The sequence below is a fragment of the Salinivibrio sp. ES.052 genome (assembly GCF_900141775.1).
Lineage (GTDB): Bacteria > Pseudomonadota > Gammaproteobacteria > Enterobacterales > Vibrionaceae > Salinivibrio.
The window spans coordinates 973,150-987,962 of sequence record NZ_FSRI01000001.1 but is presented as its reverse complement, the minus strand read 5'-3'; the positions used below and the strand labels follow the sequence as shown (position 1 = coordinate 987,962).

The 14,813-nt window shown below is 46.2% G+C and carries 14 protein-coding genes and 1 pseudogene; 4 read left to right on the top strand and 11 right to left on the bottom strand.

Annotated elements, in window-relative coordinates; translation table 11 throughout:
* Positions 1-6: 6 nt before the first annotated feature.
* The 8 genes and pseudogenes from BUQ98_RS04515 to ccoN all read right to left on the bottom strand — a co-directional run bounded on the left by BUQ98_RS04515 (position 7) and on the right by ccoN (position 7,045).
* On the bottom strand, positions 7-681 hold the full coding sequence (locus BUQ98_RS04515; protein WP_074212692.1) for a sulfite exporter TauE/SafE family protein: 675 nt from the start codon (positions 679-681) through the stop codon (positions 7-9).
* Positions 668-880, bottom strand: coding sequence for a cbb3-type cytochrome oxidase assembly protein CcoS (gene ccoS / locus BUQ98_RS04510; protein ID WP_074212691.1), 213 nt, complete (start codon positions 878-880; stop codon positions 668-670). The genes BUQ98_RS04515 and ccoS overlap by 14 nt, the downstream gene beginning before the upstream one ends.
* Positions 881-890: 10 nt before the next feature.
* Entirely contained in the window at positions 891-3,266 is a 2,376-nt protein-coding gene (locus BUQ98_RS04505) for a heavy metal translocating P-type ATPase (protein ID WP_074212690.1), read from the bottom strand.
* Positions 3,267-3,268: 2 nt separating this feature from the next.
* Complete coding sequence (locus BUQ98_RS04500) at positions 3,269-3,754, bottom strand: FixH family protein (protein WP_074212689.1); 486 nt, start codon at positions 3,752-3,754, stop codon at positions 3,269-3,271.
* 70 nt (positions 3,755-3,824) lie between these two features.
* Positions 3,825-4,805: a cytochrome-c oxidase, cbb3-type subunit III gene (gene ccoP / locus BUQ98_RS04495; RefSeq protein WP_074212688.1), complete on the bottom strand. Its 981-nt coding sequence runs from the start codon at positions 4,803-4,805 to the stop codon at positions 3,825-3,827.
* Positions 4,805-4,981: a CcoQ/FixQ family Cbb3-type cytochrome c oxidase assembly chaperone gene (locus BUQ98_RS04490; RefSeq protein ID WP_074212687.1), complete on the bottom strand. Its 177-nt coding sequence runs from the start codon at positions 4,979-4,981 to the stop codon at positions 4,805-4,807. Before BUQ98_RS04490 ends, ccoP begins: the two co-directional genes overlap by 1 nt.
* Positions 4,982-4,993: 12 nt before the next feature.
* Positions 4,994-5,605, bottom strand: a complete 612-nt coding sequence (gene ccoO, locus BUQ98_RS04485) for a cytochrome-c oxidase, cbb3-type subunit II (protein ID WP_074212686.1) — start codon at positions 5,603-5,605, stop codon at positions 4,994-4,996.
* Between the two features lie 13 nt (positions 5,606-5,618).
* A pseudogene (ccoN, locus tag BUQ98_RS04480) lies at positions 5,619-7,045 on the bottom strand (cytochrome-c oxidase, cbb3-type subunit I).
* 277 nt (positions 7,046-7,322) lie between these two features.
* On the opposite strand from ccoN, the gene BUQ98_RS04475 reads away from it, so the two are divergent.
* Positions 7,323-7,742 (top strand): hypothetical protein, encoded by a 420-nt coding sequence (locus tag BUQ98_RS04475; protein WP_074212685.1) that lies wholly within the window; start codon positions 7,323-7,325, stop codon positions 7,740-7,742.
* Between the two features lie 87 nt (positions 7,743-7,829).
* Here the strand turns inward: BUQ98_RS04475 and BUQ98_RS04470 are convergent, their stop codons facing one another.
* Entirely contained in the window at positions 7,830-8,390 is a 561-nt protein-coding gene (locus BUQ98_RS04470; RefSeq protein ID WP_074212684.1) for a Rossmann-fold NAD(P)-binding domain-containing protein, read from the bottom strand.
* A 144-nt stretch (positions 8,391-8,534) separates the two neighbouring features.
* Here BUQ98_RS04470 and BUQ98_RS04465 point away from each other — a divergent pair, with 144 nt between their 5' ends.
* Complete coding sequence (locus BUQ98_RS04465; protein ID WP_074212683.1) at positions 8,535-9,725, top strand: FIST signal transduction protein; 1,191 nt, start codon at positions 8,535-8,537, stop codon at positions 9,723-9,725.
* A gap of 2 nt (positions 9,726-9,727) precedes the next feature.
* Entirely contained in the window at positions 9,728-11,848 is a 2,121-nt protein-coding gene (locus BUQ98_RS04460) for an ATP-binding protein (RefSeq protein ID WP_074212682.1), read from the top strand.
* A gap of 318 nt (positions 11,849-12,166) precedes the next feature.
* Here BUQ98_RS04460 and BUQ98_RS04455 read toward each other — a convergent pair whose 3' ends face one another.
* Positions 12,167-12,457, bottom strand: a complete 291-nt coding sequence (locus tag BUQ98_RS04455; RefSeq protein WP_074212681.1) for a DUF3634 family protein — start codon at positions 12,455-12,457, stop codon at positions 12,167-12,169.
* A 32-nt stretch (positions 12,458-12,489) separates the two neighbouring features.
* Positions 12,490-12,939 (bottom strand): macrodomain Ter protein MatP, encoded by a 450-nt coding sequence (gene matP / locus BUQ98_RS04450; RefSeq protein WP_074212680.1) that lies wholly within the window; start codon positions 12,937-12,939, stop codon positions 12,490-12,492.
* A gap of 188 nt (positions 12,940-13,127) precedes the next feature.
* Here matP and BUQ98_RS04445 point away from each other — a divergent pair, with 188 nt between their 5' ends.
* Positions 13,128-14,783 carry an AAA family ATPase gene (locus tag BUQ98_RS04445; RefSeq protein ID WP_074212679.1) on the top strand — a complete coding sequence of 552 codons (1,656 nt, stop codon included), beginning with the start codon at positions 13,128-13,130 and terminating at the stop codon, positions 14,781-14,783.
* Positions 14,784-14,813 lie beyond the last annotated feature (30 nt).

Below are 14,813 nucleotides of genomic sequence, written 5' to 3'. Positions count from 1 at the left end.
TCGACCTTATATAAGGAGTTTCAGCGCGCCTTGTGCGGTGTAGAGGCCATAAATGGCCAACGCTGTGGCACATATCAAGCGCAGTAATTGGTTATCAAGTATCGGTTTTATTCGTTCAGCAAGAACACCTACGGTCAACATTGCCGGCAATGTTCCCAAACCAAAACCGAGCATAACAAGCCCACCGCCAGAGGCGCTACCTGCGACAGCCGCCCAACTGAGTGCAGAATAGACGAGGCCACACGGTAACCAGCCCCAAACTAAACCGAACGGATAAGCGTAGACTGCTGACCGTAATGGCATTAGCTTTGAAGATAGCGGGGAGATATAACGCCATAACTTGCTACCCACTTTTTCTATGTAACTCAGGCCATTCCAGACTCGAGCCATGTAAGCGGCGAGCAATAGCATCATCATCGCAGCGATGAGCCGTAATATAGCCAGATGATGGGTTAAGTCAGAAAACGCGAGCAAAGAAGCAACTGTTCCACCTATGACTGTGCCTGCAATTGTATATGAGGTAATACGCCCCAAGTTGTACAAAATAATGTAAGGCCACTTTGCTCGTCCAGCGGGAATACCTAAAGACATAGCAGCCGCTACGCCACCACACATGCCGAGGCAATGGCCCGCACCGAGCAAACCTATGACAAAGGCACCTATAAAATCAACGTTGGCCATGCTGGGAAGATTCAGAGCTCGCTGTTTGATCGGGAAGGGAAGAGGTTTCTTTTTCTGGCTCTTCTTCATCGAAAAGGATAGAGGATCCTTGACGCTCAAGATCTTCAAACTGATCTGACTTGACTGCCCAGATAAATACGAAAGCAGCGATACAAACCAGGATGATGGCAATTGGGATCAGGATATATAAACTAGCCATAGCGTTATCCTTATTTTTTATTGAGCAAGCGTAGCGAGTTAGACACCACGATAATGGAGCTGGCCGACATACCTACCACTGCCACGTAGGGTGCAACAAAGCCCAACACCGCTAATGGTAATATGACCACGTTATAACCCAGCGCCCAGATTAAATTTTCTCGAATAATGCGGCGAGTCTGCTGGGCAAGTCGTCTTGCGGTTAACAGCTTTTCTAAATCATCGCTGAGTAGCACCATATCCGCAGATGATTTCGCGATATCTGTACCACCGCCCATTGCAACCGACAGATGAGCCCCGGCTAAGACTGGAGCATCATTTACACCATCACCCACCATGAGCGTAATGGTACTGTCATCAAGGCTTTGAAGGTACGCCAATTTTCCTTCAGGAGATACCCCCGATATCACAGAGTCAATGCCTAACGCTTCTGCAACCTGCTCGACATTCCATGACTGATCTCCGGTCAACATTGTGGTCTGAATGCCTGCATCTTTAAACGATGAGACTAATCTCGCACTACTTGATCTGATTGGGTCAACTAACGAAAAGGCTGCGATGGGACTGCCTTCACGACTTAGAACGACAGGGTAACGTTCGTAATCCTCGGGTTGATCTAACGTCAGTGCAAAATTTGCCTTTCCTATTCGCCAACTCTGGCCATTAATGATGCCACTTACGCCTTGGCCGATATGATTATCGGCATCATAAACATCAAAACGCAGGGTGGATAGCTCTTGGAACGCTTTGGCTATTGGGTGGTTAGCAAATGCCTCTAGGCTTGCGGCAATGTTATAAGCGTCTTGCTCTGTAAAAGCTTCATCATCCACACGAACCGCACGAATTTGTATTTCGCCTTTTGTCAGCGTCCCCGTTTTATCTACCACTAACCGATTCACTTTGGTCAAGGTTTCTAACACATGCCCTCGACGCAGCATAATGCCGAGTTGTCCAAATGTGGACGTTGAGCAGGTAAGCGCTGTAGGAGTAGCCAAGGACAGGGCGCAAGGGCACGTCGCAACCAGTACCGACAGCATGATCCAAAATGCATCATCAGGTTGCACAAAGTGCCAATAAAGCCAAGTTGACGCCGAAATGATTAAGATAGCAGCAACAAAGTATCGAGCGATATGATCGGCCAATACGGCCACTTTCGGCTTAGCCATTTGGGCTTCATCTTGCAGCCGAACGATATGCGCAACGAGAGATTCTTTGTGGTTACAGGTCACCGTGATGTCAACATTACCTTCGACATTCATGGTGCCGGCATAAACGGTATCACCGGTTTGTTTTGTTTGCGGGAGAGACTCTCCTGTTAACATCGCTTCGTCGACGGACGTCTTGCCTGATAGTATCTGCCCGTCGGCAGGGAAGGGCTCGCCAGGTAACACCCGGATTTGTTCATCGACTTTTAAGCTGTTGGCAGGCACCGCTTCACCATCCAGGTGGCGTGCCATTTTGGGTACTAACTTTAATAAGTTGGCGCTGGCTGCTGCCGCTGTACGTCTTGCGCGCATTTCTAAAAAGCGCCCTAACAGCAAAAAAAAGGTAAACATAGCGACAGACTCAAAAAAGACCTCGCCTTTGCCCGTTATCGTGGCATATAAACTGGAAAAGTACGCAAAAAGTAGCGCAATTGATACAGGGACATCCATCCCCAGCGTTCTTGCTTTTAGGTTTCGCCAAGCATTGGTGTAAAACGGCAATGCGGAATATAGCAGTACGGGCGTCGCAAAAATTAAGCTTATCCAGCGAAAATAGTTGCGAAAGGTTTCATCCATATCACCAAAAACTTCAAAATACATCGCAACCGCTAACATCATGACCTGCATGGTGGCGAGACCAGCGATTCCCAAGCGATATAGATACTGCTTCATGTTCCGGTGATATTGTTGCTCTTGCTTGTCCGCTTCAAACGGAGCCGCTTTGTACCCAAGCTGATGTATTCGCGTCAACACTGTACTCAGTGAGGTCACACTTTGGTCCCAGCGGACTTGAGCTCGATTAGTGGTTGTATTCACCTGAATATGGGTGACACCTTGAGTCCGTTGTAACTGTTTCTCAATCAGCCAAGCACATGCCGCGCATGAGACACCATCAAGAGACAATGTAACTTCTTTTTGATCTGCCACATCACGAACAAATTCTTGTTGTACATCTTGATTGTCATACAAGGTCAGTGATTTGAGCTCGTCGGGAACTAAGTCCGCTTTATCTGCTTTTTCCGTTCGGTATTGATAATAAGAACTTAATCCACTATCTACGATGGTGGTTGCCACAGCTTGGCAGCCAGGGCAACACATGAGGCGAGGTTTGTCGAAGATCACTACTTGGTAGGCGTCTCCTGTTAAAACAGGATCACCACAGTGATAACAGGGTGAGGTCATGGTTATTGCTTACCGCTTAACGTCAGGGTATTGGATAAAGGAAAATTAATACGACCGTGAACTTTCCATTGTTTATCAAATGATGATACTTCGATAAACCAAGGACCGGACATAGGCTCTGCAAGGTCGATATGATAAACGCCAGCTTGATTGGGGTTGACCATCACATTCACATCTTTACGTTCTAAGGTTCGATGCTGAAGGTGGACGTTGATCGCAGGAAAAGAATCAAGTTTCCCTTTATCTAACCCAATAGAGATGGCTTCATTCGTCGACGATAGATGAGCAGAAACACCTAACTGCGCAGCCACTCTAAGCTTCGACAAATCAACGTTAATCCCTTTTCCTTTTTTGTAGTAATCCTCAGCAACGAGTGACACTGAGTTCATTGAAAAAAGAGTCACTGTAATGAGGCTCGCGACTACAACAGAAGCGGGAAGAGCGATAAGGAACCAAGGCCAGAACTGCTTGTACCAGGGTGTTATCATCAGGAGCTCCTCGGGTATGAGCATTTAAGAAGCCCCTGCAAGCAGGGGCTGTTTTTTTACACGTAAGTGCCTATTCTACTTCAGGATTACTCAAACGCCACACATAAGCGGAGAGTATCTGAATTTTCTCTTCACCAAGGTGAGCTTCCCATGCTGGCATCACACCTTGACGACCACTTCGAATGGTTTGTTCTACCGCACGACGTGAGCCACCATATAGCCAAGTATTGTCGGTCAAGTCTGGGGCGCCAAAGGCAGGGTTACCTTTACCGTCCGTACCATGACAAGCGGCACATACCACAAAACGGGTTTTACCTTTTGCTGCCATTTGTGGGTCAACTTTTCGACCAGACAAGCTAAGCGCATAAGCCGCCACTTCTTTCACACCATCTTCACCCATGGTGTCTAGCCAAGCCGGCATATTGCCTTTTCGACCGTGAAGCAACGTGGCTTTGATCGTTTCTGGTTCACCGCCATATAGCCATGCATCGTCAGTCAGGTTAGGGAAACCTGCTTGACCGCGTGCATCAGACCCATGACAAGCCGCACAGTTTTGGCTAAACAAGCGCTGACCTACCTTCAAGGCTTCTTCATTGCGCGCAATTTGTGTGATTGGACGTAGTGATTTGCCATCTTCTTGATAAGCCAACTGACGGAACGCTTCACCGAAGACTTTGTCCGCGGCTTCAAGCTCCATCGCGTATTGGTTAATATGCTGAGCTTCTTGTGCTTTCGCCATTAACTCACGCGACTCCTCGACACTACTGATGTTTTGGTAAGAGCTTTTCCAGCCTAAAACGCCAGCAAAGTTACCCAGCCCTGGATACAGGATAAGGTAACCCAAACCAAACACCAATGTGGCCCAAAACATATAAGACCACCACTTGGGGAGTGGATTATTTAGCTCACGGATACCATCATATTCGTGGCCCATGTCATCGCCTTCAGCAACGCCCATTTTATCCTTGGTTGTCCAAATGATAAGGGCAGCACAGCCAGCAATTGTGCCGAGTACGATGACTGTTACGAAGATACTCCAAAACGTACTCATTAGCGGTTATCTCCTGTCTTATGATTGGACTTTTCCTGCTCTTCATCGGCGAAGATCAGATTGGCAGCTTCGTCAAAGCTTTTCTTTTGACGTTTGCTATAAGCCCACACCACAATCCCAATGAAGCTCACAAATATGACCACTGTCCAAATACTATGAAAGGTGCCGATATCCATAGGCCCTCCTTATTACTTCATTGCATGACCGAGTGACTGAAGATAAGCAATGAGTGCTTCGATCTCCGTTTTACCTTTGACAGCAGCTTTCGCGTTCTCAATGTCCTCATCGGTGTAAGGCACACCAAATTGATCTCGGAACACTTGTAACTTCGCTGCCGTCGTTTCCCCATCTAGCGTGTTCTCTGCTAGCCAAGGGAAGCCAGGCATATTCGACTCTGGGACCACATCTCTCGGATTAATCAGGTGAACACGGTGCCATTCATCAGAATAACGTTGACCTACACGTAATAGGTCAGGCCCTGTACGCTTAGAACCCCAAAGAAAAGGGTGTTCCCATACGCTTTCACCCGCGACGCCATAATGGCCGTAACGCTCTGTTTCAGCACGGAACGGGCGAACCATCTGGCTGTGGCAGACGTTACATCCTTCACGAATATAGATGTCTCGCCCTTCCAACTCTAACGCTGTATACGGGCGAAGGTTATCAACTGGTTCAGTGGTTTGCTCTTGATAAATCAGTGGCGTGATCTCCACTAATGCACCGAAACTGATGGCTACGATGATTAAGATCGCAAGCAAGCCCGTATTTTTTTCTACTATTTCGTGGCGATTTGAACTCATTTAATCGTCCTCCTTACACCGCAGGCTCAAGCGATTTCAAGCTGGCTTCAGGCGCACGAATAGTTTTGTATGCGTTGTAAGCCATCAAGAACATGCCTGATAGGAAAATCGCTCCGCCAATAAAGCGGACGAAGTAGAACGGGTAGGAGGCTTCTAATGACTCCACAAAGCTGTATGTCAATGTGCCGTCAGTATTCACTGCACGCCACATCAGGCCTTGCATGACACCAGAGATCCACATCGCGACGATGTAGAGCACCGTTCCGATTGTCGCTAGCCAGAAGTGCACGTTAACCAGCGAGACTGAGTACATGCGTTCTTGCCCAAACAGTTTTGGAATCAGGTGATAGATAGAGCCAATAGATACCATGGCAACCCAGCCTAATGCACCTGAGTGCACGTGACCGATCGTCCAGTCGGTATAATGGGACAAAGCATTAACCGTTTTAATCGACATCATTGGGCCTTCAAACGTCGACATACCGTAGAACGATAGAGAAACGATTAAGAAGCGCAAAATAGGATCATAACGTAGTTTATGCCATGCCCCCGACAGGGTCATTATACCGTTAATCATCCCCCCCAAGAAGGAGCAAATAAGATCAACGACATCACCATACCGACAGACTGAGTCCAATCAGGTAGGGCGGTATAGTGTAAGTGGTGAGGACCCGCCCAGATATACAAGGAGATCAGTGCCCAGAAGTGGACAATAGACAAGCGATAGGAGTAAACAGGACGGCCCGCTTGCTTAGGTACGAAATAGTACATCATACCAAGGAAACCGGCAGTGAGTAGGAACCCAACCGCATTGTGCCCATACCACCATTGCACCATTGCATCAACCGCACCGGCGTAAATGGAGTAAGATTTCATCGGTGAAACAGGGATTGCCATACTGTTGACGATATGTAAAACAGCGATGGTCAGAATAAAGGCACCGAAGAACCAATTCGCAACGTAAATATGCGATGTTTTACGCTTAATTAGCGTACCAAAGAACACGATAGCGTAGGCGACCCATACCACCGCGATAGCGATATCGATTGGCCACTCTAGTTCAGCGTACTCTTTAGATGAGGTATACCCCATTGGCAGCGAAATTGCTGCAGACAGGATAATGGCTTGCCAACCCCAGAAGGTGAACTCTGCTAACTTCCCTCCGAACAACCGTGCCTGACATGTACGTTGTGCAACATAGTAAGAGGTTGCAAACAAAGCACTAGTACCGAATGCAAAGATCACTGCGTTAGTATGCAGTGGACGCAAACGACTGTATGTCAAATACGGAATATCAAAGTTCAGTGCAGGCCACACCAACTGAGCGGCAATAAGTACACCTACAGCCATGCCCACGATACCCCACAAAATGGTTGTTAGGGTAAATAAGCGGACAACGCGGTAGTTGTAGTCTTGTTCAAGCTGCTTAACTTGGCTCATATTGCATGCTTCCACTTTTAGTTAACTACACTCACATTTGATACGGACAAAGCCTCCGCTTCGTCTAGTAACATACCATTTTGAAGAAAACACCCCGTCGCGTACGGTTTTTAACCGCTTTATACACTCCGTTGCTATTTCTTTGTAAAAATGGCATTTTCGACCAGAATCATACTGTAGATACTGGTTAAAAAACAGGGCCTAACCCACACACTTAGTGCGGCTTACCCGCCTTTCTTATAAAACTTTGACCTCTGTAACACGGAGAAAGCAATCAATGGCAGCAGAAAAACTGACTCGAGGGCGATTAGCGCAAATCATCGTTATGCTTACACTTTTAGTGATTGCCTTCTTCTGGCGAACACTCATTTATACGCCAGGATTGACGATTATAGACTGCGATGGAGTCAGTGGTTTTTGTGGCACGTCACATTCTCAGGAAACAATAGAATTTGAGTGGACAATCACTGAAAAAAACATAGAATTTTCTTTATTTTCAAAAGATAAGCAACACTCAGCTTATTGGGAGAAGGAAGGAAAACAAGCACTTGAACTGAGTCGAAGCCAAGAAGAACAGGAAGACGCCTATAAAACAACATGGCGATGGGCACGTCAAAATGCCCCCAAAAAATCGGATGTTTTCAATGTTGTCTTTGATCAGTATCAATATAAATTTAGTTACCCTAAAACCAAATAAAAAAGTACGATTTAAAGCTTATTTCTAACGCTAGCAGGCTTTTAATAAAGAAGATGCTTATTTATTAAAGTAAGCATCTTTTAATTTTTAAATTTCGACACTAAAAACTTGTTTATTAATGAATTTTGACTCATTTTCCAGAAGAAAGCAGACCAGTGGTGATAAAATTTCGCATTTTTTACGGTCCGATAATGTTTCATCATCTGTGTTAATACTGTGATCCAACCTGAAACTAATACTGTTAAACCGTTGCAGAGAGCTTGTATCCTTTATGTCATTGTGTGTATGCGTAATAGGCGCTTCTTGTGGACATACCGCCACACAAGCTGCGCCTTTCTGACAAAAAAGATCTAACTCTTGGTATCCTAAAAGCTGTATATATTGTTTACCGCGCGGAGAAATCAGGACGACGCCTGTCACTGGAGCAAGTTGTGAAACACTTTGCTTCAAGATGGTTTGAAGTGAACAGACGGTAAGGTTGGGGAGCGCTTTAAATCGAACTCTAGGATCATCCGCAACGATGTCAAATGCAGCGTCTTGCTCTTGGTCGATAATAATAGGGGAGTATCCCTTGGCGGCAAGTTGATAAGCAATGGTGGCGCCTAAAGTGCAGGCACCACCTAATAGCGCGACGGGTCGACAATCCATGTTGGACGCTCTATCGGATATAAATGGCCTAGTAGGATACGTGAGTTTGAATGTTATTTCAGCCATCTAGCTCAATGAATTCATTGCTTGATATCTGTATCATTAACAGTGTGATTAGTTCTAATTCCCCCTGTAACGGTTAATATGAAAATAGCGACAGCACGAACTCAAGCTGATGATGCAGTAGACGCAGCGTACACCCTGGCTCGCATGATTAAAGCACGCCTTAGTACGCCTAAGCTTTTAATGATCTATTTTACAGAGCACTACGATGCCCAGTTACTGCAACACACCTTGTGCACACTTTTTCCGGGCGTGCAATTAATCGGCTGCTCCACGTGCGGTGGAATAATGACCCAACGCGGTTATACCCGTGGACCCACCGCGGCGGCGTGGGCTTGCAGTGATAAAAAGGGAGGATACGGTACCTCCTTAGTCACACATCAAGCTCACCGTCATGTACGAGATTCCGCTCGCACCGCATTGAGTCAGGCTATCAAAGAAAGTGGACGGTGTGGTGAATTACCTAAATTGATCGCATTGCATAGTACGCCAGGCGATGAGGAGGCTACATTAGCGGCTATCCGTGAGGAGTTGGGCGTATCTGTCCCCGTGATCGGTGGCTCTGCGGCGGCGGATACTGTTGGTGGGCCGTGGGCGATTTTTGACAATCACACTACCGCACAGTCTGGAATAGCGATTAGCGTGTTTTATCCTACCGCTCGTGTGAGTTACTCATTCCACTCAGGGTATGCTGCGACAAAAAAGCGCGCAACGGTCACCGATGTCCGAGGTCGAACATTAGTCAGTTTGAACCACCGACCCGCTGCAGACGTTTACAGAGAATGGTATGAGTCAGAAACCGGATTAGTGTTTAATAGCGAAGAGTCACTGTTTTCTCAATCGACCCTCTATCCACTCGGTACCCAAACGGGGACCATACATGGTTTGCCATATTATACCTTGTCACATCCGATGTTTATTAATGAGCAAGGTCATATGGCGCTATTTTCTCAGCTTGAAGTTGGCCAGTCTGTTTATTTAATGTCAGGCACCAGTGAAGGGTTGATCTCACGCGCTAGCCGTGTCGTGGAATCCGCCAATGATCACGCATTGTACAAGCCAGAGCCGTTAGGCGGGCTAGCGATTTATTGCGCAGGATGTATGTTGCATGTCAAAGACCGTTTAGATGAGGTGGCTGATAACATAAATATGGCCCTGTATAACGCGCCTTTTGTTTGCCCTTTTACTTTTGGTGAGCAAGGTTTATTCAAAGGAGGGGAGCTCTCTCACGGTAATTTAATGATCTCGGCTGTGTTATTTCATAAGGATTAATCATGACGTCGAAACGCCTATCGGCATCTGAACGCTCAGACGCTGAGTCTCTACAGGAAACCTTATTTGAACTCAGTCGTGTTGAAGCAAGAGAAAAACGCTTAAGAGAAGAGAATGATGCGATTTTGTCGGCGATCTCTGCCATGGCTGAGGCGACGTCAAAGACTGATATATTTGCGTCGCTGCTCGACGTTATCCACCGCTACGTTAATTTCGATAGTGCCGTGACACTCAGCCGCAATCGCGAAACGGAAGATGCTTTTCGGTGTTTAGTCTCCACCGACCGTCTGCTAGAGAACGTGACATGGCAAACGGGAGACGTTTTTCGTCGTTGTGTAAAAGGAGAGACTGTTGCCATTTATAAGCCAGACATGGTTAAAGAGCTCCATTGTCTAACGCATCAATATGCCAGTTACCAACAAGGAACCGCCCTGATCAGCGGTTTAACGGTAAACGATAGCGAAGTCATGCTGATATTACTCTCACATCGACGTGACTCGTTTAATAATGAAGCGCAACAGGTGATTGACCGTTTTCGCCCATTGATCGAACGTACCATTATGGACATCGACTATCGACATCGCTTACATACACTTGTTAGTAGCCGAACCCAAGAACTAAATGCTAGCCGTCAGCGCTTCCAAGATTTTGCACAAACGGCCAGTGACTGGTTTTGGGAGCTTGATAATCAGTTTCAACTGACTTACCTGTCATCACCCAATACGGATGCCGATATTGATGCAGAAGCCTTACTCACGAAAATCAAATCCGACTCACAACTCAAAGCCAAACTTGAGCAATTCATCGATCACGAGCAAGCATTCAGTGATATCGAGTGGCATATAACATCTCGCGCCCATGATTACTGGGTTAGCCTGTCAGGTAGGCCCTGTTATAACAAACGGGGAGAATTAGCGGGTTATCGCGGGACGGCTAAAGATATAACCGCGACCAAACGCCGCGTTGTGGAACTGCAACAAGCACGTCAGCAAGCTGAATTAGCGAATAACGCAAAGTCGCAGTTTCTGGCAGTAATGAGCCACGAGATACGGACGCCACTCAACGCTGTATTAGGGCTAATTGATGCACTACAGCATTCGAGGTTAAGCACAGAACAAAAAGAGTGGGTAGGGCAAATGGATAAATCCGCTCAGCTCCTATTGACCTTAATCAGCGATGTGCTTGATCTATCGAAAATCGAGTCAAACCGTTTTTCTCTCTCTCCATCGTTGATGAAACCTAGTGACAGTGTCACTAACGTCTATCAACAGTTAATTGAGAGAGCGGATAAAAAACGTATTTATTTGTCAGCCTCAGTCTCACCGTCAGTCCCTGAAACACTTTTTATGGACGAAAATCGATTTACGCAAGTTTTGCTTAACCTCGTAGCCAATGCCCTTAAATTCACCGATTATGGCGGAGTGACAGTGTCACTCTATACGGAAGGCGACGTGCTCATGCTAAGGGTTAATGACTCGGGAATTGGTATTGATGAGCATCAAATTGGACGAATTTTCGAACCTTTTACCCAAGCTGACGGCAGTATTACACGCCGATTTGGTGGCACAGGCCTGGGCTTATCCATTTGTCAAAAACTCGTTGAAATGATGGGTGGAAGTATTGAAGTAGAGAGCGAACTTCATAAAGGTACCGACTTTTACGTCCGTCTGCCGATAGTTGCCACACCTCAAGATGCCGAGAGACATCAATCTCAGACGCCTGTATCAGTAGAAACTGTGCAACCTATGTCAATTTTAGTGGCGGAAGACAGTCGGGCTAATCAGATGGTTGTGCGATTGATGCTTGAAAAACAAGGCCACACGGTTGTGTTAGCTTCAAACGGCGAAGAAGCACTCGAAAATGTTAAACATACTGAATTTGATCTTGTACTGATGGACATGTCGATGCCAGTAATGGATGGCATCGCCGCAACCAAAGCGCTTCGTGCATCAGGTTTTAAAAAACCGATTATCGCTTTAACTGCGAATGCGATGGACGAAGACAGACAGCGCTGTGTCCGTGCAGGGATGGATGATTTTGTAACGAAGCCGATACGCGCAGCGAGCCTTAACGCTGTGCTTTATACACATCAGCCTGTCGATCTATCTACTAATTACCACTGAGTTAAATCGACTTAGACCAAACGAGTTGGGGTAATGACGATTAAAAGAAGTAGTAATTAGCTATTTTATGGTAAATAGCTAATTACGTTCAATCACAAACCCAACTGCGCAAACTAATGCAAAGAATAGGCTATCGTTGTTACTGCCCAACACGTAATTTAACATAATATATATAATGCGCACTGGTGTCTATAAGTACTATTGGGTCATTTGGTCATGCAGCCAACATATTCCACATCGACGTTTATTGGGTCGGCCAAGCCAGTATGGCACTTCTGCCTTAGCCAATAGGTATCGTGGTCGACCGAGCAACCGACATTATTTGAATGACTGGTGTGGGAACACGTTTTTTATGCGCTGTTGAATACGGTTGTCGATGCTACGCGACAACACAACTTTCGCAGGCTTAAAACGATTACTATATACTTTCACGGTGCCCGTGAACGGATGGCGCTTAGCAATCTCTTGGCAATCGTGTAAAAAACCTTTCGGGACTTTTCCTTTGTGACGCACTAACTGACCATCTTTAAATGCAATGACCAATAATGGTCGGTCGATCAACATAAATGCGAGAAAAATGGCAAAAGAAATCAGTAAAAAATAACCCATAACTACAGTGCTCGCTTATCGGTCAAAAGGTTTTACATATCCAGCAAGTTATTCAGATCTTGCCTTAGCGTATTCACTTGTTTATTTGCGCTCTCCGAGCGATTAGCTTCTGACAACAAGTACTCAATGGTATCGGACAAAGTGGCATCAAGTTCATGCGCTTTCTGCGAGAGTTTTTCCCATACGCGATAATCCAAATCGATGGACTTTTTCCGTGTTTGCTCTTGTTCGGCATTAAAATGGCGCTTTCGCTTGGCACGAATCGCTTGTTTCAGTTTTTTCTCTAATGAAGGCGCCATGTGCTTATCAATCCATTGATGCACTCGCGTAGGCTCATGCTCCAGGCTTAACAGTGTGTCGACAGCGGCTTTTGCCTCGTCACGATCAATGTATTTAGTGACAGCGTCACCATCTTTCCATTTTTTAATTAAGTAGGCCCATTTCCAACCTGCTTCTAAATTTTCTAGTTGTTGATATTTCATATGCCAAGCTTCTGTCACGCCTAATAGTGACAGCGTAACACTAACCCGCTGCCTGTTCAATTATCACACACTTGAAAGACACCCCCTACCCGTTGGCAATTTGCCATTTGTTAGAGGCGATATCCTATTACCGTCGTGTGTTATCCTTTATACTCTGTCCATTCTAATCTTAGTCAGTAATCATAGACATGCATGAAGTTGATTGGCGTGATGCCAAACCACATTATTCTCAGTTTTCCCCAGACATCGCACAATTTGATCGCTTAGAGGCGGCCACACTACTGTCATTGCAGTCTCGCTTAACCCACGCGCTAGCTTGGCTTATGTCATCTTCGTGCCCTACACGTTGCCTTACCGTGATGTCTGCTGATTTACCGCAATACCTTAATGCTTATCAGGCTGAGTTGGCGAGTCAGTGCCCAAACCGACCCGTTTTAATCGGCGATGCGGTAACAGAATCGACACTATTTGGCTTTGCTTATGATGCTAATAAAAATGTGACAGCGTCATATAAAAAGCTGGGGTTACTTCACCAAGCCAATGGCGGTGTATTAATATTGAAAGTCGCTGATGTACTTCAGCAGCCACGTGTTTGGGTTCGCCTCAAGCAGGTTTTAGCCACAGGAAAACTGGCATGGCAAACGGCCCGGTCCGATCAAATTACCGACTTACCTAATGAGTCATTGGATGTACGCCTTGTTTTGGTGGGTGATAGGCAATGGCTTGCGGACTTTGAAACCAATGAGCCGGATCTCTATGACGGATTATCGGCCTATGCCGAATATGAACAAGATATTGAGCTCAATGAGAGCAATGTTACCCCCTATTTTTCTTGGCTAAAAGGGATACTCAACACACTCACAACATTAAGCATGACAGATTCCGCGTTGGTTCGTTTACTGCAAGCCGGCGCGCGAGAAAGTGAAGACCAGTTGCGTATGCCTCTTAGCCCCATTTGGTATCAACAGCTGCTTGAGGAGTCACTCATGACAGCTAATGACATGCTAGATGGTGAAGCAATCAATGCCGCAATTATGCGTCGTTACCAACGGGCCGCATACTTGCCAGAACGTGCCATTGAAGACATCCATAAAGGACAAGTCTTTATTGATACACGCGGTGAACATATTGGGCAAATAAATGGGCTGACAGTCATAGAAGTGCCTGGTCACCCGATGAGTTATGGTGAGCCCGCACGGATATCCTGTGTTGTGCACTCCGGAGACGGTGATATTGCCGATGTAGAGCGTAAAGCAGAGCTAGCCGGTAATATTCATGCCAAAGGCATGATGATTATGCAGGCTTTTGTAAGCGTAGCCCTGAATCTGGATGATCCTCTTCCATACTCCGCCTCGATTGTGTTTGAACAATCCTATAGCGAAGTAGATGGAGATAGCGCCTCATTGGCCGAGCTATGTGCATTTGTCAGCGCACTCTCTCAACAACCGATTAATCAAGCCATCGCCATTACGGGCGCTGTTGACCAGTTTGGCCGTGTACAAGCCGTTGGTGGGATTAACGAGAAAATTGAAGGTTATTATCAAGTTTGTGCGCATCGAGGCCTCACCGGGCAACAAGGTGTCGTATTACCGAAAACGAATCTTTCATCACTTTGTCTACGCAATGACGTCGTTGAAGCAATCAAAGCGGGTCAGTTCCATATTTGGGCCGTCGACGATGTCGAACAAGCGCTGCCCATTGTGACGGGTCTCCCATTCTCAGGAGAAGACGATGAGACATTGTTGAGAAAAATATCTAATCGGATAAATCATTTTCATACTGATGAAAAACAAAGCTGCAACAGTTTGTTTAAACGCTTAAAAAACTGGTTTGGCCAGTACTGATCCGAGTTGTTTGGCGTACACGTGTACGCT

What these genes read in the sequence shown, in the direction of transcription:
- BUQ98_RS04445 (WP_074212679.1), top strand. Translation starts at nt 13,128, where the DNA reads ATGCATGAAGTTGATTGGCGTGATGCCAAACCACATTATTCTCAGTTT.
- BUQ98_RS04490 (WP_074212687.1), bottom strand. Translation starts at nt 4,981, where the DNA reads ATGGATATCGGCACCTTTCATAGTATTTGGACAGTGGTCATATTTGTG.
- BUQ98_RS04500 (WP_074212689.1), bottom strand. Translation starts at nt 3,754, where the DNA reads ATGATAACACCCTGGTACAAGCAGTTCTGGCCTTGGTTCCTTATCGCT.
- matP (WP_074212680.1), bottom strand. Translation starts at nt 12,939, where the DNA reads ATGAAATATCAACAACTAGAAAATTTAGAAGCAGGTTGGAAATGGGCC.
- ccoP (WP_074212688.1), bottom strand. Translation starts at nt 4,805, where the DNA reads ATGAGTACGTTTTGGAGTATCTTCGTAACAGTCATCGTACTCGGCACA.
- BUQ98_RS04455 (WP_074212681.1), bottom strand. Translation starts at nt 12,457, where the DNA reads ATGGGTTATTTTTTACTGATTTCTTTTGCCATTTTTCTCGCATTTATG.
- BUQ98_RS04460 (WP_074212682.1), top strand. Translation starts at nt 9,728, where the DNA reads ATGACGTCGAAACGCCTATCGGCATCTGAACGCTCAGACGCTGAGTCT.
- BUQ98_RS04505 (WP_074212690.1), bottom strand. Translation starts at nt 3,266, where the DNA reads ATGACCTCACCCTGTTATCACTGTGGTGATCCTGTTTTAACAGGAGAC.
- ccoO (WP_074212686.1), bottom strand. Translation starts at nt 5,605, where the DNA reads ATGAGTTCAAATCGCCACGAAATAGTAGAAAAAAATACGGGCTTGCTT.
- BUQ98_RS04515 (WP_074212692.1), bottom strand. Translation starts at nt 681, where the DNA reads ATGGCCAACGTTGATTTTATAGGTGCCTTTGTCATAGGTTTGCTCGGT.
- ccoS (WP_074212691.1), bottom strand. Translation starts at nt 880, where the DNA reads ATGGCTAGTTTATATATCCTGATCCCAATTGCCATCATCCTGGTTTGT.
- BUQ98_RS04465 (WP_074212683.1), top strand. Translation starts at nt 8,535, where the DNA reads ATGAAAATAGCGACAGCACGAACTCAAGCTGATGATGCAGTAGACGCA.
- BUQ98_RS04475 (WP_074212685.1), top strand. Translation starts at nt 7,323, where the DNA reads ATGGCAGCAGAAAAACTGACTCGAGGGCGATTAGCGCAAATCATCGTT.
- BUQ98_RS04470 (WP_074212684.1), bottom strand. Translation starts at nt 8,390, where the DNA reads ATGGATTGTCGACCCGTCGCGCTATTAGGTGGTGCCTGCACTTTAGGC.